Source organism: Pseudomonas sp. NPDC089406 (assembly GCF_044900265.1).
Classification (GTDB): Bacteria; Pseudomonadota; Gammaproteobacteria; order Pseudomonadales; family Pseudomonadaceae; genus Aquipseudomonas; species Aquipseudomonas fakonensis.
On sequence record NZ_JBJDNC010000040.1, the window covers coordinates 14,713 to 35,822 of the forward strand.

Below are 21,110 nucleotides of genomic sequence, written 5' to 3' on the forward strand. Positions count from 1 at the left end.
TCGAAAATGTCTTGTGCGTCGTACTGCGACCGCTCAACCACGCGGCAGCGCCGTGCTTGCCGATGAACGGTCAACAAGCCCGCCGGCGATTTGCACGGCGGGCGTTTGCCCCTGCCCCCCGCGCGGCCCTAGAATGCGCGGATGCATACCGATGACCTCTCCCTCCTGCTGAACTCCCTCAACGACGCCCAACGCCAGGCCGTAGCGGCCACGCTGGGGCGCCAACTGGTGCTGGCCGGCGCCGGCTCCGGCAAGACCCGCGTGCTGGTGCACCGCATCGCCTGGCTGATCCAGGTTGAAGGGGCCTCGCCGCACTCGATCCTGTCGGTGACCTTTACCAACAAAGCCGCTGCCGAGATGCGCCAGCGTATCGAGCAACTGCTGGGCATCAACCCGGCCGGCATGTGGGTGGGCACCTTCCACGGCCTGGCCCACCGCCTGCTGCGCGCGCACTGGCAGGAAGCCGGGCTGGTGCAGAACTTCCAGATTCTCGACAGCGACGACCAGCAGCGCCTGATCAAGCGGGTCATGCGCGAAATGGGCCTGGACGAGCAAAAATGGCCGGCCCGCCAGGCCCAATGGTTCATCAACGGGCAGAAGGACGAAGGCCTGCGCCCGCGCCATATCCAGGCCGGCGGCGACCTGTTCCTGGGCACCATGCGCGACATCTACGCCAACTACGAGCAGGCCTGCGAACGTGCCGGGGTCATCGACTTCTCCGAACTGCTGCTGCGAGCCCTCGACCTGTGGCGCGACCAGCCCGGTTTGCTGGAGCACTACCAGCGCCGCTTCCAGCACATTCTGGTGGACGAGTTCCAGGACACCAACGCCGTGCAGTACGCCTGGTTGCGTCTGCTCGGTGCCGGCGGGCGCAGCCTGATGGCGGTGGGCGACGACGACCAGTCGATCTACGGCTGGCGCGGCGCCAAGATCGAGAACATTCACCAGTACACGGCAGACTTCCCCGACGCCGAGATGATCCGCCTGGAGCAGAACTACCGCTCCACCGGCGGCATCCTCAAGGCCGCCAACGCCTTGATCGCCAACAACAGCGGGCGCCTGGGCAAGGAGCTGTGGACCGACATGGGCGAAGGCGAGCCGCTGACGCTGTACGCCGCCTACAACGAGCACGACGAAGCGCGCTACGTGGTCGAGACCATCGAAAGCCTGGTCAAGCAGGGCAATGCGCGCAACGAAATCGCCATCCTGTACCGCTCCAACGCCCAGTCACGGGTGCTTGAAGAAGCGCTGCTGCGCGAACGCATTCCGTACCGCATCTATGGCGGCCAGCGCTTCTTCGAGCGCGCCGAAATCAAGAACGCCATGGCCTACCTGCGCCTGCTCGAGGGCCGCGGCAACGACGCCGCACTGGAGCGGGTGATCAACGTGCCGCCACGCGGCATCGGCGAAAAAACCGTCGAAGCCATCCGCGACCACGCCCGTCACGCGCAGCTGTCGATGTGGCAGGCCATGTGCCAGCTGCTGGCCGCCAAGGCTCTCAAGGGCCGCGCCGCCAGCGCCCTGGGTGCGTTCATCGAGCTGATCGAGAACCTCGCCAGCAAGGTCGCCGACATGCCGCTGCACCTGATGACCCAGACGGTCATCGAGCAGTCCGGGCTGATCATCTACCACCAGGAAGAAAAAGGCGAAAAAGGCCAGGCCCGGGTAGAAAACCTTGAGGAACTGGTCAGCGCCGCGCGCAACTTCGAAACCAGCGAAGAAGACGCCGACCTGTCGCCGCTGTCGGCGTTTCTCGGCCACGCCTCGCTCGAGGCCGGCGACACCCAGGCCGACGAGCACGAAGACAGCATCCAGCTGATGACCCTGCACAGCGCCAAGGGCCTGGAGTTCCCCTACGTGTTCCTGGTGGGCATGGAAGAGGGGCTGTTCCCGCACAAGATGAGCCTGGAAGAGCCCGGCCGCCTTGAAGAGGAACGCCGCCTGGCCTACGTCGGCATCACCCGGGCCATGCGCCAGCTGATCATGACCTACGCCGAGACCCGCCGGCTGTACGGCAGCGAAACCTACAACAAGGTGTCGCGCTTCGTACGCGAGATCCCGGCCGGGCTGGTTCAGGAAGTGCGCCTGTCCAACACCGTCAGCCGCCCGTTCGGCGGCGCCAAGGCGCCGGCCAGCAGCCTGTTCGCCAATGCCAACATTCCGCAGACCGCCTTCAACCTTGGCCAGCGCGTGCAGCATGCGGTGTTCGGCGAGGGCGTGATCCTCAACTTCGAAGGCTCCGGCGCCCAGGCCCGGGTGCAGGTGAACTTCGACGAAGGCAGCAAGTGGCTGATGCTTGGCTACGCCAAGCTCGAGGCCTTGTAGGGGAAACTGCCTCGTACTGCCTTTACCGGCCCTATCGCCGGCAAGCCGGCTCCTACAGATATGTAGGAGCCGGCTTGCCGGCGATAGGGCCCTTGCCCGCAACACAAGTCGCCTTTTCCTTCACCATTCAGGCAAAAGCTCGAAACATCTTGTCGCTGGTCATGTCTGCTGCTTCATGTGCACCATGACGCGCGTGCAATCCACAAAATGGGAACCCCCAACTTATGCAACGTTTTCTTAGCATCGCTCTGGCGCTCTGCGTCGGCCTGACGCTGAGCCTCGACGCCAACGCCAAGCGCTTCGGTGGCGGCAAGAGCTCGGGCGCCGCGCCTATGCACCAGACTCGCCAGGCATCCCCGACTACCCCTGCTGCTGCCCCGACCGCACCGGGCCGCGCGCCGGCCGCCGCTGGCGGTGCTTCGCGCTGGCTGGGCCCGCTGGCCGGCATCGCCGCCGGTGGCCTGCTGGCCTCCATGTTCATGGGCGACGGCTTCCAGGGTATGCAGATCCTCGACTTCCTGATCATGGGCCTGATCGCCTTCCTGGTGTTCCGCTTCATCGCCGCGCGTCGTCGCCAGCAGCAGCCGCAGCACGCTGCCGCCGGCCACGCCCCGTACCAGCGTGAAGCCCAGCCGCAGGCTGCCCCACAGTCGATCTTCGGTGGCTCCGCCGCTGCTGCCCCTTCGCCAACGGTCAATGCACCGGCCTGGTTCAACGAAGCCAGCTTCCTGGCAGCCGCCCGTTCGCACTTCCAGACCCTGCAGCAGCACTGGGACGCCAACGAGATGGACAAGATCTCCGAGTTCGTCACCCCGCAAATGCTCGAGTTCCTCAAGCGTGAGCGCGCCGAGCTGGGCGACGGCTTCCAGTCCACCTACATCGACAACCTCGACGTACAGCTGGACGGCGTAGAAGATCGCGCCAACCACACCGACGCCACCCTGACCTTCCGTGGCGTGTCGAAGACCTCGCGCTTCGACCAGGGCGAAGCCTTCAGCGAAAGCTGGCACATGGTTCGCGCCCAGGGCGAAAACCAGCCTTGGCTGGTGGCCGGTATCCGTCAAAACGACTGATAACCGCACGCTGTACACAAAACCCCGGGCCCTGGCCCGGGGTTTTTGCTTTTGCCACAGTCGGCTACTAGGGTATAACGCGCAGCGTTGTCATCAAGGCTAGAGGATGTGAACCGTGGAAGAAGTGATCGAGCAACTCCGTGAAGCAAACGAGCCGGTACCGGTGCCGCTGGAGCTTCCCGATGAAGATCAGTTGGTGGAGATCGAGGAACAGCTGTTCATCAACATTCCATTTGTGTTCAAGGAATACCTGCTCACCGTCAGCGACGTGATCTACGGCTCGCTGGAGCCGGTGACCGTCACCGACCCGCAATCGCACACCTACCTGCCGGACGTGGCGGCCAACGCTTGGGATGCCGGCGTACCCCGCGACCTGATCCCGATCTGCCAGGACGGCGACGATTACTACTGCGTAGAGGAAGACGGCACCGTGGTGCTGTGGTCCGGCGAGGAAGAGATCGTCACCGAAGAAAGCTGGGAATCGGTGTGGCACTGGGTGCGGGACGTCTGGCTGGAAAGCTGAGCCCGTTTTCATATCCCTTGTAGGAGCCGGCTTGCCGGCGATTTGGCCGGACCTGTCGAAAGAGCACATGGCCCTATCGCCGGCAAGCCGGCTCCTACACAGGGAATCGGGCGCAGGAAAAATCATGGCCCTATGCCATTAAAGTGCTTAAAATCGCCAAGCTTTCTGCGCCTGGCGACATCGCTACCGCTCCATCCCCTCGGACGACGGTGAAATCTTGCGCAGAAGGCGCCCTCTTCAGTGCGAATGATCGCGGCTGTTTTCCAACGTCTCCAACAGCGCCACCTGCATGCGGGTATGCACGCGGATCAGCCAGCGCCAAAGCAACGCCACCACCACTGCCGCCACTACCACGATCACCAGCAGCAGTTCGCTGGTGGGCAGGATGCTGGCCGACAACGCCGACAGCAGCAGGAAGATCACCAGCAGCGACAGCAGCGGGATCACCTCGGCAATCACCCGCCGTACACGCTGGGTATGCCGCCCGGCCATCTCCGGTTTGACCCCCATCTCCGCCAACAGCATCGACAGCGCCTTGAGCTTGCGGTACGCAGCAATCAGGAAAGGTAGCGACAGCAGCAATGCCGCGCCCCAGATCAACGCCTTCTGCTGGCCACCATCGGCCACCCACTCACTGAGCCATTCACCGATGCGCCCGGCAAAATAACCACCGCTGAAGAAGATCGCGATCACCAGCGCAAGATTTACCCCCACCTGCAACAGGATGCGCCGGATCATCGCCGCCAGCATCGCCCCCTCACCCTGGGGCTGGATGTTGCGCAGCCATTCGCCATACAGCGACAGCACCCGCGACAGGCGGCTAGGCACCACCTTGCCGAGCTTGATCGACAGCGGGTCGGCGGCGCGGATCAGGTAAGGCGTCAGCAGCGTGGTGATGGCCGATACCGCCACGGCCACCGGGTAGAGGAAATCGCTGGTCACCTGCAGGGTCATGCCCAGCGCGGCGATGATGAACGAGAACTCGCCGATCTGCGAAAGCCCCATGCCCACCCGCAGCGAGGTGCGCCCGTCATTGCCGGCAATGAACGCGCCCAAGCCGCAGGAAAGCATCTTGCCCAGCACCACGGCCAGGGTAATGACCACGATCGGCCAGGCGTACTCGACCAGGATGCTGGGGTCGATCATCAGGCCGATGGCAACGAAGAAGATGGCGCTGAACAGGTCGCGAACCGGCTCGATCAGCCGCTCGATCTTCAGCAACTGGCGCGACTCGGCCATGATCGCGCCGATCAGGAAGGCCCCCAGCACCATGCTGTACTCAAGCTTGACCACCAGCAGGCAGAAGCCGAAGCACAGCCCCAGCACGGTGATCAGCAGCATCTCGTTGCTTTCGAACTTGGCCACGTAGGCCAGCAGCCGCGGCACCAGCAGGATACCGATGACCAGCGCGACGATCATGAACAGCGACAGCTTGCCCACGGTGGAGAACACCTCGCCCGAGCTCACCGTGCCGCTGACGGCGATGCCCGACAGCAGGGCGATGATGCCGATACCGAGAATGTCCTCGACGATCAGCACACCGAAAATCAGTTGCGCGAAGCGCTCGTTCTTCATCTTCAGGTCGTTGAGCGCCTTGACGATGATGGTGGTCGAGCTGATGGCCAGGATGGCGCCGAGGAACAGCGAGTCCATGGTGTTCCAGCCGAACCAGCGGCCGATCTCGAAACCGATCCAGATCATCAGGACGATTTCCAGAAACGCCGCGATGAACGCCGTAGCCCCCACCTTGAACAGCTTGCGCAGGCTGAACTCCAGGCCCAGGCAGAACATCAGGAAGATCACCCCGAGTTCGGCCAGGGTCTTGATGGTGTCTTCGTCGTGGATCAGGCCGAACGGCGGGGTGTGCGGGCCGATGATGAAGCCGGCGACGATGTAGCCCAGCACCACGGGCTGCTTGAGACGATGAAAGAGGATGGTCACCACACCGGCGACCAGCATGATCACGGCCAGGTCCTGGATGAAGCTGATGGCATGCATGGCGTGATACTCCTTGTCTCGATGCACGGGGCGAACCGCTCCTCTGCCAGAAAACGCTGACAACCGAAGCAGGCACATACTGTAGTGATAGATGGAAAAGCCCACGTTGCATGGGCGCTGTCAGGTTAACATCGCGCCTTGCCGCACATCGTCCGTGCAATATATGGAAACAGATCGGCAACCGCAGCGGCGCCGATGGCAGAATCGGCGTGACGATGGAGCGTCAGGCGACGTCCCGTACCAGGATGGGAAACCTCAAAGAGGGGAACAGAAGTGTCAGCAGATACCCGCCCCGTTTCAGCGCAACCACACCGTGAGCTCACTATGGAACCTGGAAACGCCCAGTTGTCGATGACCGTCCTGATGACACCGGACATGGCCAACTTCTCTGGCAACGTACACGGCGGCACGCTGCTCAAATACCTCGACGAAGTCGCCTATGCCTGCGCCAGCCGCTATGCCGGCAGCTACTGCGTGACCCTGTCGGTGGACCAGGTGATCTTCCGCGAACCGGTGCACGTGGGTGAGCTGGTGACCTTCCTGGCCTCGGTGAACTACACCGGCAACACCTCGATGGAGGTGGGCATCAAGGTGGTGACCGAAAACATCCGCGAGCGCTCGGTACGCCATTCCAACAGCTGCTTCTTCACCATGGTGGCCGTGGACGACAACCGCCGCCCGGTGCCGGTACCGCCGCGCCAGCCGCACAGCAGCGAGGAGAAGCGCCGCTTCCTGCAAGGCCAGCAGCGTCGGCAGATCCGCCAGGAGCTGGAAGAGCGCTACCAGAACCTCAAGACCGATTCGATCTGAAGCCGGTCCACTGTAGGAGCGGCCTTGTGTCGCGAAAGGGGCGCGAAGCGGCCCCAGATTTTCAGCTTCGCCGCATGAAATGCCGGGGCCGCTGTGCGGCCCTTTCGCGACACAAGGCCGCTCCTACAGGGCCCGCTGTTAAACTGCCAGCCGCTGCGCCTCGAACCGCACCCGCGGATGGGCGATGCGGTCCTGGGCCCGCACCAGCTGCAGCTCGTAGCTGGCGCTGGCCTGGGTTTCCAGCAGCACCTCATGCACCGCAGATGCCGTGAACTCGAACGCCTGCAGCCAGTTGTCCCCCAACAGCACACGGGCCAGGAACAGCCCCGAGGTCAGGTCACCCACCCCCACCGGCTGGCGCGGGAAGGCCAGCAGTGGCCGACGCAGGTGCCAGCTGCCCTCGGCAGTCACCAGCAGCATCTCGAAGGTGTCGTCGGCGCGGCCGGGGTAGTTCAGGTGCTTGACCAGCACCACCTGCGGCCCGCGCTCCAGCAGGCTGCGGGCCATACCCACACAGTCTTCAAGCGACTGCGCGCGGCGCCCGCAGAAGCTGTCCAGCTCCAGCTGGTTGGGGCAGAGGATGTCGGCCCGCGCCGCCGCTTCGTCGAGCAAAAACTCCCCCACCTCGGCCGGTACGATGCAGCCCTTCTCGGCATGCCCCATGACCGGGTCGCACAGGTACAGCGCCCGTGGGTTGGCGGCCTTGATGCGCGCCACGCCGGCGAGGATCGCCCGGCCCTGCTCGGCGCTGCCCAGGTAGCCCGACAGCACCGCATCGCAGTGGCCCAGTTCACCGATATTGGAAATGCCTTCCACCAACGCAGGAATTTGCGCCGGGGCAAGCACTTCACCTGCCCACTGTCCATACTGAGTGTGGTTGGAGAACTGCACGGTATTGAGCGGCCAGACGTTCACTCCCACCCGTTGCATGGGAAACACCGCGGCGCTGTTGCCGGCGTGCCCGAAGACGACGTGGGACTGGATGGCGAGCAGGTGCGGCGTGCGTTTCATGCAGGAAAATTCCGAAACCATTGAACGAATGTGCGGCGCGCAGTATGAACCCGAATGCCATCTGTACGACAGGCCAGAGACGCAGTTAAGCTGGATCGACCTGTCTGGAGCTAAGCCAAATGTTGACCCTGGAAAACCTCTTCGTCCTGATGCTGGTGGCGACCGCAGGCGCCTGGCTGTGGCACAACCACGGGCTGCGCGAAAAAGCCCTGGCGCGGGTCAAGCAGCATTGCGCCAAGCTCGACCTGGAGCTGCTCGACGATGCGGTGGCGCTCAAGCGTATCGGCTTCGTGCGCGATGCCAACGGCAAGAAGCGCCTGGCACGCATCTACAACTTCGAGTTCACCGTTACCGGTGAACAGCGCCACCCCGGCACCGTTACCCAGTTCGGCGCCCACACCCTGCAGATCGAGCTGGCGCCCTACCCGTTCGAGATCAAGACCCCGCCACGCACCGACAACGTGATCGAGATGCAGCAGTGGCGCCAGGAGCACAACCGCTGGGGCAACTGATCAGCCTTGCAGGCGGCAGGCTGCCAGGGCGGCCTGCAGCGCTGGCAAAGGTTGTGCAGTGTCGAAGATCAGCTCCAGGCGTGAGTCCTTGCGCCATTCGCTTGTCTGCCACTGAAAGTCACCTTCAAGGCCATTGAACGACTGCCAGCCTTGTGCGCTGTGGATAACCCCTTTGGCCCGGCGCCATGGCCAGGCTTGCAGAAACCCGGCCAACCGTTGGCTATCGAAGCACTGGCTGGGGTGCCAGCGCCAGCCCACGCTCCAGCCGCCCTCACCTTGCTGAGCCTGGCAGATCGGCTGTGTGGTATCTGTCCATAAGGCCGCCATGGCGGCAGGTTTTTTGTCCACAGGCAGCCTGGAAATGGCTGCCTCGGCGTCACCGATTGTGGAAAAACCTGGTAGCCGAGGCAACGGCAAAGCGCCTTGATCCGTCCAAAACACCTCAGTAGCTGGAAGATTTGCAGTTATCAACAGGCGGGATGCGCTGTCCACAGCCGCCGACTTGTTGATAACCAGCAATTCACAGGCGGGCAATGCCGCCTGCTGCGCCTCAGGTAACCGCTCACCACGCGCCAGGGCCTGGGCATCCAGCACCATCAGCAAGGGCTGTACCGCCAGTACGCCCTTCCAAGGCGCCTGTTGCAGTTGCTCCAGCAACTGCCGGGGGTGGCCAAGCCCGGACGGCTCGATGAACACCCGGTCCGGCTTCGCCTTGCGCAGCAGGCGCCCCAGCCCCACCTGGAACGGCATGCCGTTGACGCAGCATAGGCAGCCGCCGGCGACCTCACCGATGGCGATGCCGTCTTCGTCACGCGCCAGCAGCGCGGCGTCCAAACCGATCTGGCCGAACTCGTTGATCAGCACAGCCCAACGCTCGTTGACCGGGCGCTGGGCCAGCAGTTGGCGGATCAGGCTGGTCTTGCCGGCGCCCAGGGGGCCAGCGACAAGGTGGGTGGGGATGTTGTGGAGCATTCTTGCGTATCGCCTAAGAAGTTCAGGCCCAGTCTACAGCGTGGGAGCGGGCTTGCCCCGCGATGCTGTTCAAAGCCCGCTCCCACAGGGACTGCGTAAGCTTCAGGCCAGTGCCGTACCTGTAGGAGCCGGCTTGCCGGCGATGAGGCCGGTTCAGGCAGTACAAGACAGTTGCTCCCACGAGACTCAGGTTACGCCAGCCAATCCAGGCTCAGCAGCAACCGCCGCTCACCCACAGGGGTCAACGGCGACCTGTGGATAAGCCCATACCCCTCGTTACCCTGCCACTTCTCACCCTTGAGCAAGGCAACGTCCGCAACTGCCAGGTGTCGGATTTTATCCACAGGCGGTTGATCGTGCTGCAAGCGCTGGCGGTCGATCACCCCCTCTTCCAGCCATTCACTGCCCACCCCGCCATAGGTACTCAACAGCCGCAGCGGTACATGGTCCACGTGAAAACGCGGGCACATGGCGCCTTCCAGCACCCGCAGGCGCAAACCGATGCGCCGCGCCCCAAGCAGGCAGGTATAGGCATCCACCAGCCACGCCACATCCGCCACGAAGCCTTCGTAGCCATGCAGGTCGGCCGCCTCGCGCAACAGCTGTGGCAAGTGCACCGGTTGCCGCTCGTCGACGTCGACCACCCGCTCGTCGGCAAAGGTCTGGCCCAGGCTGAGTACCAGTGCGGCAAAATCCTCCACCTGCGGCGGCAACTGCCGCTGCCACACCGCCAGGTTGACGCCGTCGCGCAAGATATCGGTCATCACCTGCGGCGACGGGCCGTGCACCTGGCAGATATCCACAACCTGGCGCGCCAGCATCATGCCGCCGCCTCCTCGACCCAGGGGCCGAACGGGTCGGGCAGGCGCAGCCAGGCCATTGGTTCCAGCTCCATCTCCGCATCGCTGAGCAGGCAAGCATCCAGCTCTGTGGATAACTGTGCAAAGTCGATGTTCTGGCCGATGAACACCAGCTCCTGCCGGCAGTCGCCGGTTTCCACCGACCACTGCTTGAGAATCGCTGCGGTGTTTTCTTCATCCTGGGGCCACTGCTCACGAGGTACGAAGCGCCACCAGCGCCCGGCCAGACCATGGCGCATCATGCCGCCGGCCTGGGACCAGCTGCCGGCCTCCTGGTATTTGCTGGCCAGCCAGAAGAAGCCCTTGGAGCGCAGCAGGCGGCCATTGCTCCACGGCCTGTTGATAAAGTCGAAGAAGCGCTGCGGGTGAAATGGCCGGCGCGCCTGCCAGGTGGTGGCGGCAATGCCGTACTCCTCGGTTTCCGGCACGTGCTCGCCGCGCAGCTCCTGCAGCCAGCCCGGTGCCTGGGCCGCCTGGTCGAAGTCGAACAGGCCAGTGTCGAGAATCCGCGACAGCGCCACCTCACCCATCACCATCGGTACGATCTGCGCCCGGGCGTTGAGGCTGCGCAGGATGGCGGTCAGCTCTTCGCGTTCGTGCTGGCTGATCAGGTCGATCTTGCTAAGCAGCAGCACGTCGGCGAACTCCACCTGTTCGATCAGCAGGTCGCTGATGGAGCGTTCGTCCTCTTCACCCAGGGTTTCGCCGCGGCTGGCCAGGCTATCGGCGGCCTGGTAGTCGCGCAGGAAGTTCAGGCCGTCGACTACAGTCACCATGGTGTCCAGGCGCGCCATGTCCGACAGGCTGCGCCCCTGCTCGTCGCGGAAGGTGAAGGTCTCGGCCACAGGCAGCGGCTCGGAAATACCGGTGGACTCGATCAGCAGGTAGTCGAAGCGGCCCTCGTGCGCCAGCCGGGCCACCTCTTCAAGCAGGTCTTCGCGCAGGGTGCAGCAGATGCAGCCGTTGCTCATCTCCACCAGTTTTTCTTCGGCGCGGTTCAGGCTGACGTTGCGCTGCACCTCGCTGGCGTCGATGTTGATTTCGCTCATGTCGTTGACGATGACCGCGACGCGCAAATCGTCGCGGTTGCGCAGCACATGGTTGAGCAGCGTGCTCTTGCCGGCGCCGAGAAAGCCGGACAGCACGGTGACAGGAAGACGGTTGGGCATGACGGACCTCATCGGGCAGGCGCATTCGAAGCGATGCATTGCACAATGTTATATTATAACAATACAATTTCGCCAAGCCGTCTTGACCGAACGGTCGCCCCGGAGAGCGTCATTCATGAAACTGTTCTGCGCATTGGCGCTGCTGTCGATCACCTTGCCCCTGCCGGTGTTGGCCATGCCGCGCACCGACCTGGCGCTGTGCACCCGCAGCGCCACCTTGCTGGCCTGCCAGGACAGCAAGGGCAACTACTACAGCGTGCGCACCGAAGGCAGCACCTTTTACCTGCGCGGCTACGAAAGCGCTGGCAAGCGCCTGTGGGCACAAACCAACAGCCGTTACGGCGCACTGACTTTCTTCACAGGTTTAGCCAGCGACGGCGAGGCCTGGGTCGGCTACAGCCGGCGCATTGGCTGGACCACCCTCAACCGCGTCTCCAGTTCCAGCGGCCAGCGTTTCGATCTGCACTGCAGCCTCGTCGGCGGTTGCCGCTAAGCCTTCCATTTCAGGACCCTTGCCATGACCAGCCTCACCCTCCCCGACATCGCCGCGCAAAGCAGCGAGCAATCCCTGCCGCTGGACTGGGTAGGCATGTGCGGCATTGCCCTGCCGCTGCTGCTCGACGGGCGCAGCCTGAGCGCCCGGGCCGATGCCGGCGTCAGCCTGGACGATGGCGCGGCCCGCGGCATCCATATGTCGCGCCTGTACCTGGCGCTGGAAATTTTGGAACAACAGCCCTTGAGCAACGCGCTGATTCGCCAGGTGCTGGAGCGCTTTCTCGAAAGCCACCAAGGCCTGTCCCGCCGCGCCTACCTGCGCCTGACGTTTGATCACCTGCTCAAACGCCCTGCCCTGGTCAGCCCACTGGCCGGCTGGAAGCACTACCCGGTCAGCATCGATGCACGCCTTGAAGATGAAATGTTCCACGTGGAACTATCGGTGGATATTCCCTACTCCTCCACCTGCCCATGCTCGGCAGCCCTGGCGCGGCAGTTGATTCAGGAGCAGTTCGACCGGGACTTCGCCGGCTCATCGCTGGACCGCGACAGCGTGCGCCAATGGCTGGGCAGCAGCAGCGGCATCGTCGCCACGCCCCACAGCCAGCGCAGCAACGCCAGGCTGCAGGTGCGCCTGGCCGACGGCGAACTGCACCTGACCGAACTGATCGACCGCGCCGAAGGCGCCTTGGGTACTGCGGTTCAGACCGCGGTCAAGCGCGCCGACGAGCAAGCCTTCGCCCTGGCCAACGGCCAGAACCTGATGTTCTGTGAGGATGCTGCCCGCCGCCTGCACCAGGCCTTGCGCCAGGCGCAGTGGGTGACGGCCTTCAAGCTGCGCGTGGAACATGCAGAAAGCCTGCATGCCCACGACGCGGTAGCTGCCAGCCGTTGGCAGTGGTGATCAGCTGCGCGGCTTCACCGTGCCACAGTCACTGCCCAGCCACACCGCACGGGTGTCCATGCTGCCCTGCTGCTGAACGCCCGAGGCGTTGAAGGTGCCGTTGACCTTGGTCAGGAACTCGCGGTCGCTGAGGAAGGTGGCCTGGCCCTGGCCTTGGGCTTTCGGGCAACTGAACTGGAATTTCCAGACATTGCCGGTGCGCTCGGTGATCTTCTGGGTGCAGCCGGACTGCGGGTCCTGCAGCGGGATGTCATCGGTCTTGACCTGCTCCGGGGTCAGGCACGAGCGCACGCCCTTGCCGCCGACGGTAATGCCTTGCTTGGCCAGTGCGGCCTCCATCATCGCCCGCTGCTCGGGCGCGAGGTTCTTCAACTGACCAAGCATGAACTCCATGTCCGGCAACGGCTTGCCATCGACCTGCATGTTGCTGGTGGTCAGCTCCCACAAGCCGGGTTGCAGCATCTGCGCATGGACCAGCGGGCTGCCCAAGGCCAAGGTCAGGGCAAGCAGTGGCAGACGATTCTTCATGGATCAACGCTCCTGGAAATACCGGCTCAAGCCGGACTGTGCCGTTAGACGTCATTTTAGCCGCCGGGTTGCAGAGGCCCCCATGAACGTGGTCTGTTAGATGCCAGTGCTCTCGGCAAGCAGGATGCGTATGGATTTCCACAGCCCCTACTTTTTCGGTTACGTGCTCGGCCTGATTCACCTGCTCGGCATCATCGCCGCGCTGCACGCGGTGTTCACCGTGCGTACCGCCCAAGGCGCCATCGCCTGGGCCATGCCACTGTTCTTCATCCCCTATCTGGCGCTGATCCCCTACCTGGTGTTCGGCGCCCGCTCGTTCTATGCGTACATCCAGGCCCGGCGCCAGGCCAACCAGGAAATGCACGTGGCCATGGCCAACCTCAACTGGCGGCCCTGGGTAGAAGAAGCGCTGACCGCTCGCGAGTCGGACAGCTACGCGGCGCTGCGCGCCATGCCCAAGCTCGGGCGCATGCCGTGCCTTGCCAACAACGAGGTGAAGCTGCTGATCAACGGCCAGGCCACCTTCGAGGCGATCTTCGCCGCCATCGAGCAAGCCCGCGACACGGTGCTGGTGCAGTTCTTCATCATCCACGACGACGCCCTGGGCCGGCAGTTGCAGCAACTGCTGCTGCGCAAGGCCGCCGACGGCGTACGGGTGTTCGTGCTGTACGACCGGGTCGGCAGCCACGCCCTGCCTGCCCGCTACAGCCAGGTGCTGCGCGACGCCGGCGTGCAGATTCAAGCCTTTGCCACCCGCCGCGGCCTGTTCAACCGCTTCCAGGTGAACTTCCGTAACCACCGCAAGATCGTGGTGGTCGATGGCCTGACCGGCTTCCTCGGCGGGCACAATGTGGGCGACGAGTACGTCGGCGGGCACCCGCAACTCTCGCCCTGGCGCGACACCCATGTGCAGGTCAGCGGCCCGGTGCTGGCCTGCCTGCAGGAGTCGTTCGCCGAGGACTGGTACTGGGCCACCCGCGAGTTGCCGCCGCTGATATTGCCCGACACCTACCCCGAGGACGGCGTGCTGTGCCAGGCCCTGGCCACCGGCCCCGCCGACCCGCAGGAAACCTGCTCGCTGTTCTTCGTCGAAGCCATCCATTCGGCCAGCCATCGGGTGTGGATCACCAGCCCGTACTTCATCCCCGACGAGGCGGTGTTCGCGGCCCTGCGCCTGGCGGTATTGAGGGGTGTGGACGTGCGTATTCTGATCCCGTCGCGCCCCGACCACCGCATCGTCTATGCCGCCTCCAGCCTGTTCGCCTTCGAGGCAGTACGCGCGGGGGTGCGCATGTTCAGGTATCAACCGGGTTTTCTGCACCAGAAGGTGGTGCTGGTGGACGACGAGGTCAGCGCCATCGGCAGCGCCAACCTGGACAACCGCTCGTTCCGCCTGAACTTCGAAATCACCCTGCTGACCGTCGATCGCGCTTTCGCCGACCAGGTCGAGCAGATGCTGTTGCAGGACTTCGAGCAGGCCCGGGAGATCACCGCCGAAGACAGCCGCGACACCCACCGCCTGCAGCAACTGGGCATGCGCATCGCGCGGCTGATTTCACCGATCCTGTAGCCAACCCGCCGGTGCACCTACCGGGCACACCGGCGGACAGGTTTCAGCGGTACAGGTCCTCACGGGTCCATGGCAGCTCGTGGTGGCCATCGGCGTGGGGTTTGACGGCGAGGATCTGGTGCAGGTTGATCCAGCCCTTGGTGAAGGCATAGGCGCAGCCGGCCAGGTACAGCCGCCAGATGCGCAGGGTCTTCTCCGGCACCAGTGCGGCGGCGCGGTGCAGCTGGTTCTCCAGGTTCTCGCTCCAGTGATTGAGGGTCTTGGCGTAATGCAGGCGCAGGCTCTCCACGTCCACCACCTCCAGCCCCGTTTCACAGATGCTGGCTGTGATCATCGACAGGTGCGGCAGCTCGCCGTGGGGGAACACATAGCGGTCGATGAACTCGCCCGCCCCGCGCCCCACCGGGCGGCCATCGACATGCTTGGCGGTGATGCCGTGGTTCATCACCAGGCCACCCTCGCGTACCGCGCCGAACAGGCGCTGGCAGTACAGCGCCAGATTGGCGTGGCCGACATGCTCGAACATGCCGACGCTGACCACCTTGTCGAAACGGCCATCCTGGGGCAGGTCGCGGTAGTCGAGGATCTGCAGGTCGACCTTGTCGGCCAGGCCCTCCTCCTTCACCCGCTGGCGGCCGAGCTTCAACTGCTCCTTGCTCAGGGTGATGCCGAATACCTTGGCGCCGTACTCGCGGGCAGCAAAACGTGACAGACCGCCCCAGCCACAACCCACATCCAGCAGGTAGTCGCCGGCCTGCAGGCGCAGCTTGCGGCACAGGTGGTCGAACTTGTCCTGCTGGGCCTGGGCCAGGGTGTTGTCCGGCTCCTTGAAGTAGGCGCAGGAGTAGGCCATGTCCGGGTCCAGCCACAGCTGGTAGAACGCGTTGGACAGGTCGTAGTGGTAGGAAATCGCCTCGGCGTCGGTGCGCTTGTCGTGGGCCATGCGGGCCGGCAGCACCTCGTCTTCATCCTTGAGCAACGCCTCGCTCAGCTCGTCACAGACGCGGATGACCTCGCCGATATCGCCCTCCAGCTCCAGCTTGCCTTCAACGAAGGCCGAGCCGAGTTCTTCCAGGTTGGGGTGGGTGAGCTGGGAAATCAGCTGGGGCTCCTTGACCAGAATCGTCACCTGCGGGCTGGGCCCGAGGTCGAACTGGTTGCCGTCCCACAGCTTGACGCGTAACGGCAAGTGCAAGCTCTGCAACGCGGGTGGAAGTTGCGCAAGCATTCATGACCCTCCCATTCAATCAGACGGGGCGTCTGGCCTTACATGTGCGACGCCACCGGATGAGGGTAGTTCATTAGTACGAAGTTTCCGGTAATCACGACCTTGGTCTAGGGGCGTTGCCACAGTCAGCGCAGCAGATTGTATACAATCCTCTGCGCCGGGATTAACCTTATGCCCTCTTCGCTTTCTCACATCCCTGGAGTGACAACCCCCATGAAATCCTATGACGTGGTGATCATCGGCGCCGGCCCCGGCGGTTACAACGCCGCGATCCGCGCCGGCCAGCTGGGCCTGAGCGTGGCCTGTGTCGAAGGCCGCTCGACCCTCGGCGGCACCTGCCTGAACGTCGGTTGCATGCCCTCCAAGGCGCTGCTGCACGCCTCCGAGCTGTATGAGGCGGCCAGCGGTGAGGAATTTGCGCACCTGGGCATCGAGGTCAAGCCGACCCTGAACCTTGCGCAGATGATGAAGCAGAAGGACCAAAGCGTGACCGGCCTGACCAAGGGCATCGAGTACCTGTTCAAGAAGAACAAGGTCGACTGGGTCAAGGGCTGGGGCCGCCTGGACGGCGTCGGCAAGGTGATCGTCAAGGCTGAAGACGGCAGCGAAACTACCCTGCAAGCCAAGGACATCGTCATCGCCACCGGCTCCGAACCCACCCCGCTGCCAGGCGTGACCATCGACAACCAGCGCATCATCGACTCCACCGGCGCCCTGGCGCTGCCCCAGGTACCCAAGCACCTGATCGTCATCGGCGCCGGGGTGATCGGCCTGGAGCTGGGTTCGGTGTGGCGCCGCCTGGGGGCCCAGGTGACGGTCATCGAATACCTCGACCGCATCTGCCCGGGCACCGATGAAGAAACCGCCAAGACCCTGCAAAAAGCCCTGGCCAAGCAAGGCATGGCCTTCAAGCTGGGCAGCAAGGTGACCCAGGCCACCTCGACCGCCGACAGCGTCAGCCTGACCGTCGAGCCGGCCGCCGGCGGCGCCGCCGAAACCCTGCAGGCCGACTATGTGCTGGTGGCCATCGGCCGCCGCCCGTACACCAAAGGGCTGAACCTGGAGAGCGTGGGCCTTGAAACCGACAAGCGCGGCATGCTGGTCAACGACCACCACCGCAGCCCGGTGCCGGGCATCTGGGTGATCGGCGATGTCACCAGTGGCCCGATGCTGGCGCACAAGGCCGAGGACGAAGCAGTGGCCTGCATCGAGCGCATCCACGGCAAGCCCCACGAGGTGAACTACAACCTGATCCCGGGCGTTATCTACACCCGCCCGGAACTGGCCAGCGTGGGCAAGACCGAAGAGCAGCTCAAAGCCGAGGGCCGTGCCTACAAAGTGGGCAAGTTCCCCTTCACCGCCAACAGCCGCGCCAAGATCAACCACGAGACCGAAGGCTTCGCCAAGGTGCTCGCCGACGCCGACACCGACGAGGTGCTGGGCGTGCACCTGGTGGGCCCGAGCGTCAGCGAGATGATCGGGGAGTTCTGCGTGGCCATGGAGTTCTCGGCCTCGGCCGAGGATATCGCCCTTACCTGCCACCCGCACCCGACCCGTTCCGAGGCCCTGCGCCAGGCGGCGATGAATGTGGACGGGATGGCGATGCAGATCTGAAGCACAGTTCCCTGATGTTCCAGGGAACCCTGTAGGAGCGGCCTTGTGTCGCGATGGGCTGCAAAGCAGCCCCAGATTTTTGCATCATGCAAGATCGCCGGGGCTGCTTTGCAGCCCATCGCGACGCAAGGCCGCTCCTACAGGTTACGCGGCACTCAAAACATCTCGGCTCACAAGGCCCCTACCTTTTTATCCACAACCGCGAAGCGCGACGCCAGAAACGGCGTGATATCCAGCGGCAGCGCCTCGTTGTGGACAACTTTGTCCAGCAACACCCCGGTGATCGCCGAGGTGAGAATGCCGGTGCGGAAATGCCCGCAGGCATTGAAGTACCCTTCGACGTTATCCACAGGCCCGAGAATTGGCAGCTCGTCCGGCGACCCCGGGCGTAGCCCGGCCCAGGTGCGCTTGAGGTTCACCTGCGCCAGCTGTGGCACGCAGCGGATCGCCCCCTGCACCAGCCCGCTGATCTCCGGGAAGGTGTTGCTCACGTCAAAACCCTTCTCCTCGGTGGTGCTGCCGATCAGGATCTCGCCGTTGTCCTTCTGCGCCATGTAGCAGTCACTGGTGGTGATGCAGCCGTCCAGCAGCTTGGGCAGGCGCTCGGTGAGCACGATCTGGCCCTTCACCGGCTTGACCGGGATGCTCTGCCCCGTGGCCCACTCGCTCAGCTCGGCAGCCCAGGCGCCCGCGGCATTGATCAGCGTGGCGCAATGGAACTCGCCGGCCTGCGCGGTGCGTACGCCTTTGATGCGCGAACCCTGGTGCAACACGCCGGTGACATCGACGTTGGGGTACAGGTGCACGCCGTTCTGCCGCGCCGCCTCCATGAACGCATCGCCCAGGCGGAACGGGCTGACCTGGTGATCGCAGAGGAACTCCAGCGCGCCGGTGGCCTGCGGCGTCACCGCAGGCTCCGCAGCACGCAGCGCGGCACGGTCCAGCCAGCGCACCTGGTCGGCCAGGTGCGGGATGTGCCGCACGATATGCTCGGCGTACAGCTGGTCTTCTTCGTCCTGGATGACGTACTTGAGCCCGGTGCGCTCGAACTTGAAGTCCATGCCGTGACGCTCGATCAGCTCCTGGTGCAGCTGTGGATAAAGTGCGTTGGACTGCAAGGCGAAGTCGAAGAAACACTGCGGCAGGATGTGCGGCGTGCTGGAGTCCACCACCACCGCCGCGCCATTGGCTTCGCGCTTGCTGCGCGAGGACATCATGCGAAAAAAGATCACCCCGCAGCCCAGCCCCACCGACTCGCCGATGGCCCACAGGCCACCGGCCGAGGCGCGGGTGGCGTTGCCCGGGCGCTTGTTGTCGATCAGGGCGATGCGCAGGTTCTTGCGTTTGGACAGCTGGTAGGCGCAGGAGGCGCCGATCACGCCGCCACCGGCGATGACGATGTCGTAGTGCTTGGTCATGTTCAGGCCTCCGTGGCCAGCTGGGCGAATGCAGAAAACGGGATCGGGTCCACCGGGAAACGCGGGCGCAGCCAGCCCACGTCCTGGCGCCCGGTGGCGCTGCGCAGGCGGTCGCTGCAGTAGCCGACGCACATGCGCCCCTGGCAGTCGCCCATGCTCACCCGGGTGCGCATCTTCAGGCTGGCCATGTCTTGCACGCCCTACTCCAGGGCCAGGTCGATCTGCTCGCGGGTCACGTGCTCGCAGCGGCAGATCACCGTGTCGGCCTGGGGCAGGCCGATCTGCGCAGCGCCCCGGGCGGTGTAGCGCTCCACCCCGGAGCGGAAGCGCTTGATCGCGGCCAGCTTGCCCAGGTAGCGCTCGCGGCGCTCGATGGCCTGCTCGGCATCCAGCTTGCCCATCTGCAGCAGTATCGACACCGCCGCGATGCGCCCGGTCAGCATGGCCGCCTCGCCGCCGCGAATGCCGGCCATGTCGCCGGCCAGGTGCACGTTGGGCCGGCTGCTTTGCTGCCACACGTTGCATTCGGCGCGCAGGTAGCCGTCCTCGCTGAAGCCGTGGGCCAGGCCCAGCTGCTGGCTGAGCTGGGTGCGCGGGATGAAGCCGTAACCCACCGCCAGGGTTTGCGCGGTTTCGCGCTGCACCCGGGTCATGTCCGGCTGCCAGTCCTTGGTGTAGGGCGCCACGCTGACTTCGCGCAGTTCAGCGTCGCCGCTGGCACCCACCACACCCCAGCCGTAATGCATGGGGATGCCGTTGAGCTTCATGTACGCCAGCATGCTCAAGCCGTCGAGAAACAGCTGCGGCTTGTTCATCAGCGCCAGGCTCTCCCGGGCGATGCGGTTGAACGCGCAGGCCTCGAACACCCCGGCCACCTTGGCGCCAGCAGCATGCAGCTGGCAGGCCACCAGCGGCAGCAACGGGCCGGTGCCGGCGATCAGCGTGCTGCCCAGGGGTTTGACCACCCCGCTCTTGATCTGCAGTTGCAGGCCGCCCAGCAGCATCACCCCCGGCAGGGTCCAGCCGGGGAACGGTACGTTGCGCTCGTGGCAACCGGCGGCCAGCAGCAGGTGGCTGTAGTCGATTTCGTGCAGTTGTTCGTCGGCGTCCAGCACCATCAGGCGCTGCTCGTCGCCGCCCACCACGCGGTGGTTCAGGCGCAGGTCGATGTGCTCGGCGCTGGCGGCAAAGTCCTCGTGCAGTGCGTTCAGCGCCTTGGCATAGCGCGGGCCCAGGTAGCCCAGGTCGACGCCTACGCGCAGCGGGCCACGGTACACCACGCCACCGGGGCGCGAGGCTTCGTCGAACAGCAGGCTGTCGACGCCGTGTTCGGCCAGCTCGATGGCAGCGCCCATGCCGGCCGAGCCGCCACCGACGATCACAGGGCGCAGGCTCATGGGCGGCCCTCCCCGTATACCGGGTTTACCTGGGTGACCACCTGCATGCCCGGCCGCACCACGGTCTGGCAGGCGCGGCGCTTGGGCCGGCCGTCGATTTGCACCAGGCAGCAATGGCACACGCCCATGCCGCAAAAGGCGCCGCTGGCCTGGCCGTGGTCGTTGCACGCCACCTGGCGCAGGCCCACCGCGTTAAGCACGCTGAGTACCGTTTCGCCTGCTGCGGCAACCACTGGCTGGCCGTTGAGCTGCAGGGTGACGTCCGGGTGTTCGAGGGGCTGGATGTCGTGGAACCGCTCCATTTTCTGCATGACTTTCTCGTCCTTGGTGATACAGAGGCTTGGCAAAGTACGGCAAATGCAACGGCGGTCCATTGACCTGTGCCGTGATGGCACGCGCGAAATTTCCACTGGCACAGAAGCAGATCAAGCGTTGACAGCCCCGTCAGCCCTTGATAATAATCCGGCACGTTGTACGACAACCGATAACAAAAATAACAACGAGTGACCCACACCATGTCGACATCCGCCACGCCGCACGTCCGTCCCCTGCACCCGCTTCTATCCCCGGCAAGCCCCTTCGGCTCGTTGCGCCCACCCCTGGGCAGCTGACGCCGGCACCCCCACGCATTCATCGGCTGGCCCACCCCGGGCCGGACACCCACCGCCTCAACCTCCGGTGCCAACGCGCGCACGGGGGACGG

The 21,110-nt window shown here is 64.5% G+C and carries 18 protein-coding genes and 1 pseudogene; 9 read left to right on the forward strand and 10 right to left on the reverse strand.

Annotated elements, in window-relative coordinates:
* The first annotated feature begins 141 nt into the window (after positions 1–141).
* The 3 genes from uvrD to ACI2KK_RS23340 all read left to right on the forward strand — a co-directional run bounded on the left by uvrD (position 142) and on the right by ACI2KK_RS23340 (position 3,921).
* Positions 142–2,325 (forward strand): DNA helicase II, encoded by a 2,184-nt coding sequence (uvrD, locus tag ACI2KK_RS23330; protein ID WP_217841026.1) that lies wholly within the window; start codon positions 142–144, stop codon positions 2,323–2,325.
* A gap of 224 nt (positions 2,326–2,549) precedes the next feature.
* The gene (locus tag ACI2KK_RS23335; protein ID WP_217841027.1) at positions 2,550–3,398 is read left to right on the forward strand and encodes a Tim44 domain-containing protein; all 849 of its coding nucleotides are present in this window, start codon (positions 2,550–2,552) and stop codon (positions 3,396–3,398) included.
* Positions 3,399–3,513: 115 nt separating this feature from the next.
* Positions 3,514–3,921, forward strand: coding sequence for an SMI1/KNR4 family protein (locus ACI2KK_RS23340; RefSeq protein WP_217886974.1), 408 nt, complete (start codon positions 3,514–3,516; stop codon positions 3,919–3,921).
* 237 nt (positions 3,922–4,158) lie between these two features.
* Here the strand turns inward: ACI2KK_RS23340 and ACI2KK_RS23345 are convergent, their stop codons facing one another.
* Positions 4,159–5,919 (reverse strand): cation:proton antiporter, encoded by a 1,761-nt coding sequence (locus ACI2KK_RS23345; protein WP_404670796.1) that lies wholly within the window; start codon positions 5,917–5,919, stop codon positions 4,159–4,161.
* A gap of 324 nt (positions 5,920–6,243) precedes the next feature.
* Between ACI2KK_RS23345 and ACI2KK_RS23350 the strand changes: the two genes are divergently transcribed.
* Entirely contained in the window at positions 6,244–6,729 is a 486-nt protein-coding gene (locus ACI2KK_RS23350; RefSeq protein WP_217841030.1) for an acyl-CoA thioesterase, read from the forward strand.
* A gap of 138 nt (positions 6,730–6,867) precedes the next feature.
* Here ACI2KK_RS23350 and pdxY read toward each other — a convergent pair whose 3' ends face one another.
* A complete protein-coding gene (gene pdxY, locus ACI2KK_RS23355; RefSeq protein WP_404670797.1) occupies positions 6,868–7,740 on the reverse strand; it encodes a pyridoxal kinase PdxY in 873 nt (290 codons plus the stop codon).
* Between the two features lie 119 nt (positions 7,741–7,859).
* On the opposite strand from pdxY, the gene ACI2KK_RS23360 reads away from it, so the two are divergent.
* Positions 7,860–8,252, forward strand: a complete 393-nt coding sequence (locus ACI2KK_RS23360; protein WP_404670798.1) for a DUF3301 domain-containing protein — start codon at positions 7,860–7,862, stop codon at positions 8,250–8,252.
* Here the strand turns inward: ACI2KK_RS23360 and ACI2KK_RS23365 are convergent, their stop codons facing one another.
* The 3 genes from ACI2KK_RS23365 to zigA form a co-directional block, all read right to left on the reverse strand.
* Positions 8,253–9,224, reverse strand: a complete 972-nt coding sequence (locus ACI2KK_RS23365; RefSeq protein WP_404670799.1) for a CobW family GTP-binding protein — start codon at positions 9,222–9,224, stop codon at positions 8,253–8,255. It lies immediately after the preceding gene.
* A 191-nt stretch (positions 9,225–9,415) separates the two neighbouring features.
* Positions 9,416–10,048: a DUF1826 domain-containing protein gene (locus ACI2KK_RS23370; protein WP_404670800.1), complete on the reverse strand. Its 633-nt coding sequence runs from the start codon at positions 10,046–10,048 to the stop codon at positions 9,416–9,418.
* Positions 10,045–11,253 (reverse strand): zinc metallochaperone GTPase ZigA, encoded by a 1,209-nt coding sequence (gene zigA, locus ACI2KK_RS23375; protein ID WP_369988828.1) that lies wholly within the window; start codon positions 11,251–11,253, stop codon positions 10,045–10,047. Before zigA ends, ACI2KK_RS23370 begins: the two co-directional genes overlap by 4 nt.
* A gap of 115 nt (positions 11,254–11,368) precedes the next feature.
* Between zigA and ACI2KK_RS23380 the strand changes: the two genes are divergently transcribed.
* Both ACI2KK_RS23380 and folE2 read left to right on the forward strand, forming a co-directional pair.
* The gene (locus ACI2KK_RS23380; RefSeq protein ID WP_369988830.1) at positions 11,369–11,746 is read left to right on the forward strand and encodes a glutamine synthetase; all 378 of its coding nucleotides are present in this window, start codon (positions 11,369–11,371) and stop codon (positions 11,744–11,746) included.
* Between the two features lie 24 nt (positions 11,747–11,770).
* On the forward strand, positions 11,771–12,652 hold the full coding sequence (folE2, locus tag ACI2KK_RS23385; RefSeq protein WP_404670801.1) for a GTP cyclohydrolase FolE2: 882 nt from the start codon (positions 11,771–11,773) through the stop codon (positions 12,650–12,652).
* On the opposite strand, the gene ACI2KK_RS23390 is transcribed toward folE2, so the two are convergent.
* Positions 12,653–13,180 (reverse strand): DUF3617 domain-containing protein, encoded by a 528-nt coding sequence (locus ACI2KK_RS23390; RefSeq protein ID WP_404670802.1) that lies wholly within the window; start codon positions 13,178–13,180, stop codon positions 12,653–12,655.
* A gap of 130 nt (positions 13,181–13,310) precedes the next feature.
* On the opposite strand from ACI2KK_RS23390, the gene cls reads away from it, so the two are divergent.
* The gene (cls, locus tag ACI2KK_RS23395) at positions 13,311–14,750 is read left to right on the forward strand and encodes a cardiolipin synthase (RefSeq protein ID WP_404670803.1); all 1,440 of its coding nucleotides are present in this window, start codon (positions 13,311–13,313) and stop codon (positions 14,748–14,750) included.
* A gap of 43 nt (positions 14,751–14,793) precedes the next feature.
* Here cls and cfaB read toward each other — a convergent pair whose 3' ends face one another.
* Positions 14,794–15,978, reverse strand: coding sequence for a C17 cyclopropane fatty acid synthase CfaB (cfaB, locus tag ACI2KK_RS23400; RefSeq protein WP_404670804.1), 1,185 nt, complete (start codon positions 15,976–15,978; stop codon positions 14,794–14,796).
* A gap of 213 nt (positions 15,979–16,191) precedes the next feature.
* On the opposite strand from cfaB, the gene lpdA reads away from it, so the two are divergent.
* A complete protein-coding gene (lpdA, locus tag ACI2KK_RS23405; RefSeq protein ID WP_404670805.1) occupies positions 16,192–17,592 on the forward strand; it encodes a dihydrolipoyl dehydrogenase in 1,401 nt (466 codons plus the stop codon).
* 170 nt (positions 17,593–17,762) lie between these two features.
* Here lpdA and hcnC read toward each other — a convergent pair whose 3' ends face one another.
* From hcnC to hcnA, 3 genes and pseudogenes are all read right to left on the reverse strand, one after another.
* Entirely contained in the window at positions 17,763–19,010 is a 1,248-nt protein-coding gene (gene hcnC, locus ACI2KK_RS23410; protein WP_404670806.1) for a cyanide-forming glycine dehydrogenase subunit HcnC, read from the reverse strand.
* Between the two features lie 2 nt (positions 19,011–19,012).
* Positions 19,013–20,407 (reverse strand): annotated as a pseudogene (hcnB, locus tag ACI2KK_RS23415) (cyanide-forming glycine dehydrogenase subunit HcnB).
* Complete coding sequence (gene hcnA / locus ACI2KK_RS23420) at positions 20,404–20,718, reverse strand: cyanide-forming glycine dehydrogenase subunit HcnA (protein WP_404670807.1); 315 nt, start codon at positions 20,716–20,718, stop codon at positions 20,404–20,406. Before hcnA ends, hcnB begins: the two are co-directional and overlap by 4 nt.
* Between the last annotated feature and the right edge of the window lie 392 nt (positions 20,719–21,110).

Excerpts from the sequence above, each read along its gene's own strand:
- uvrD (WP_217841026.1), top strand. The coding sequence starts at position 142 with ATGCATACCGATGACCTCTCCCTCCTGCTGAACTCCCTCAACGACGCC.
- ACI2KK_RS23335 (WP_217841027.1), top strand. The coding sequence starts at position 2,550 with ATGCAACGTTTTCTTAGCATCGCTCTGGCGCTCTGCGTCGGCCTGACG.
- ACI2KK_RS23345 (WP_404670796.1), bottom strand. The coding sequence starts at position 5,919 with ATGCATGCCATCAGCTTCATCCAGGACCTGGCCGTGATCATGCTGGTC.
- ACI2KK_RS23350 (WP_217841030.1), top strand. The coding sequence starts at position 6,244 with ATGGAACCTGGAAACGCCCAGTTGTCGATGACCGTCCTGATGACACCG.
- pdxY (WP_404670797.1), bottom strand. The coding sequence starts at position 7,740 with ATGAAACGCACGCCGCACCTGCTCGCCATCCAGTCCCACGTCGTCTTC.
- ACI2KK_RS23360 (WP_404670798.1), top strand. The coding sequence starts at position 7,860 with ATGTTGACCCTGGAAAACCTCTTCGTCCTGATGCTGGTGGCGACCGCA.
- ACI2KK_RS23365 (WP_404670799.1), bottom strand. The coding sequence starts at position 9,224 with ATGCTCCACAACATCCCCACCCACCTTGTCGCTGGCCCCCTGGGCGCC.
- ACI2KK_RS23370 (WP_404670800.1), bottom strand. The coding sequence starts at position 10,048 with ATGATGCTGGCGCGCCAGGTTGTGGATATCTGCCAGGTGCACGGCCCG.
- zigA (WP_369988828.1), bottom strand. The coding sequence starts at position 11,253 with ATGCCCAACCGTCTTCCTGTCACCGTGCTGTCCGGCTTTCTCGGCGCC.
- ACI2KK_RS23380 (WP_369988830.1), top strand. The coding sequence starts at position 11,369 with ATGAAACTGTTCTGCGCATTGGCGCTGCTGTCGATCACCTTGCCCCTG.
- folE2 (WP_404670801.1), top strand. The coding sequence starts at position 11,771 with ATGACCAGCCTCACCCTCCCCGACATCGCCGCGCAAAGCAGCGAGCAA.
- ACI2KK_RS23390 (WP_404670802.1), bottom strand. The coding sequence starts at position 13,180 with ATGAAGAATCGTCTGCCACTGCTTGCCCTGACCTTGGCCTTGGGCAGC.
- cls (WP_404670803.1), top strand. The coding sequence starts at position 13,311 with ATGGATTTCCACAGCCCCTACTTTTTCGGTTACGTGCTCGGCCTGATT.
- cfaB (WP_404670804.1), bottom strand. The coding sequence starts at position 15,978 with ATGCTTGCGCAACTTCCACCCGCGTTGCAGAGCTTGCACTTGCCGTTA.
- lpdA (WP_404670805.1), top strand. The coding sequence starts at position 16,192 with ATGAAATCCTATGACGTGGTGATCATCGGCGCCGGCCCCGGCGGTTAC.
- hcnC (WP_404670806.1), bottom strand. The coding sequence starts at position 19,010 with ATGACCAAGCACTACGACATCGTCATCGCCGGTGGCGGCGTGATCGGC.
- hcnA (WP_404670807.1), bottom strand. The coding sequence starts at position 20,718 with ATGCAGAAAATGGAGCGGTTCCACGACATCCAGCCCCTCGAACACCCG.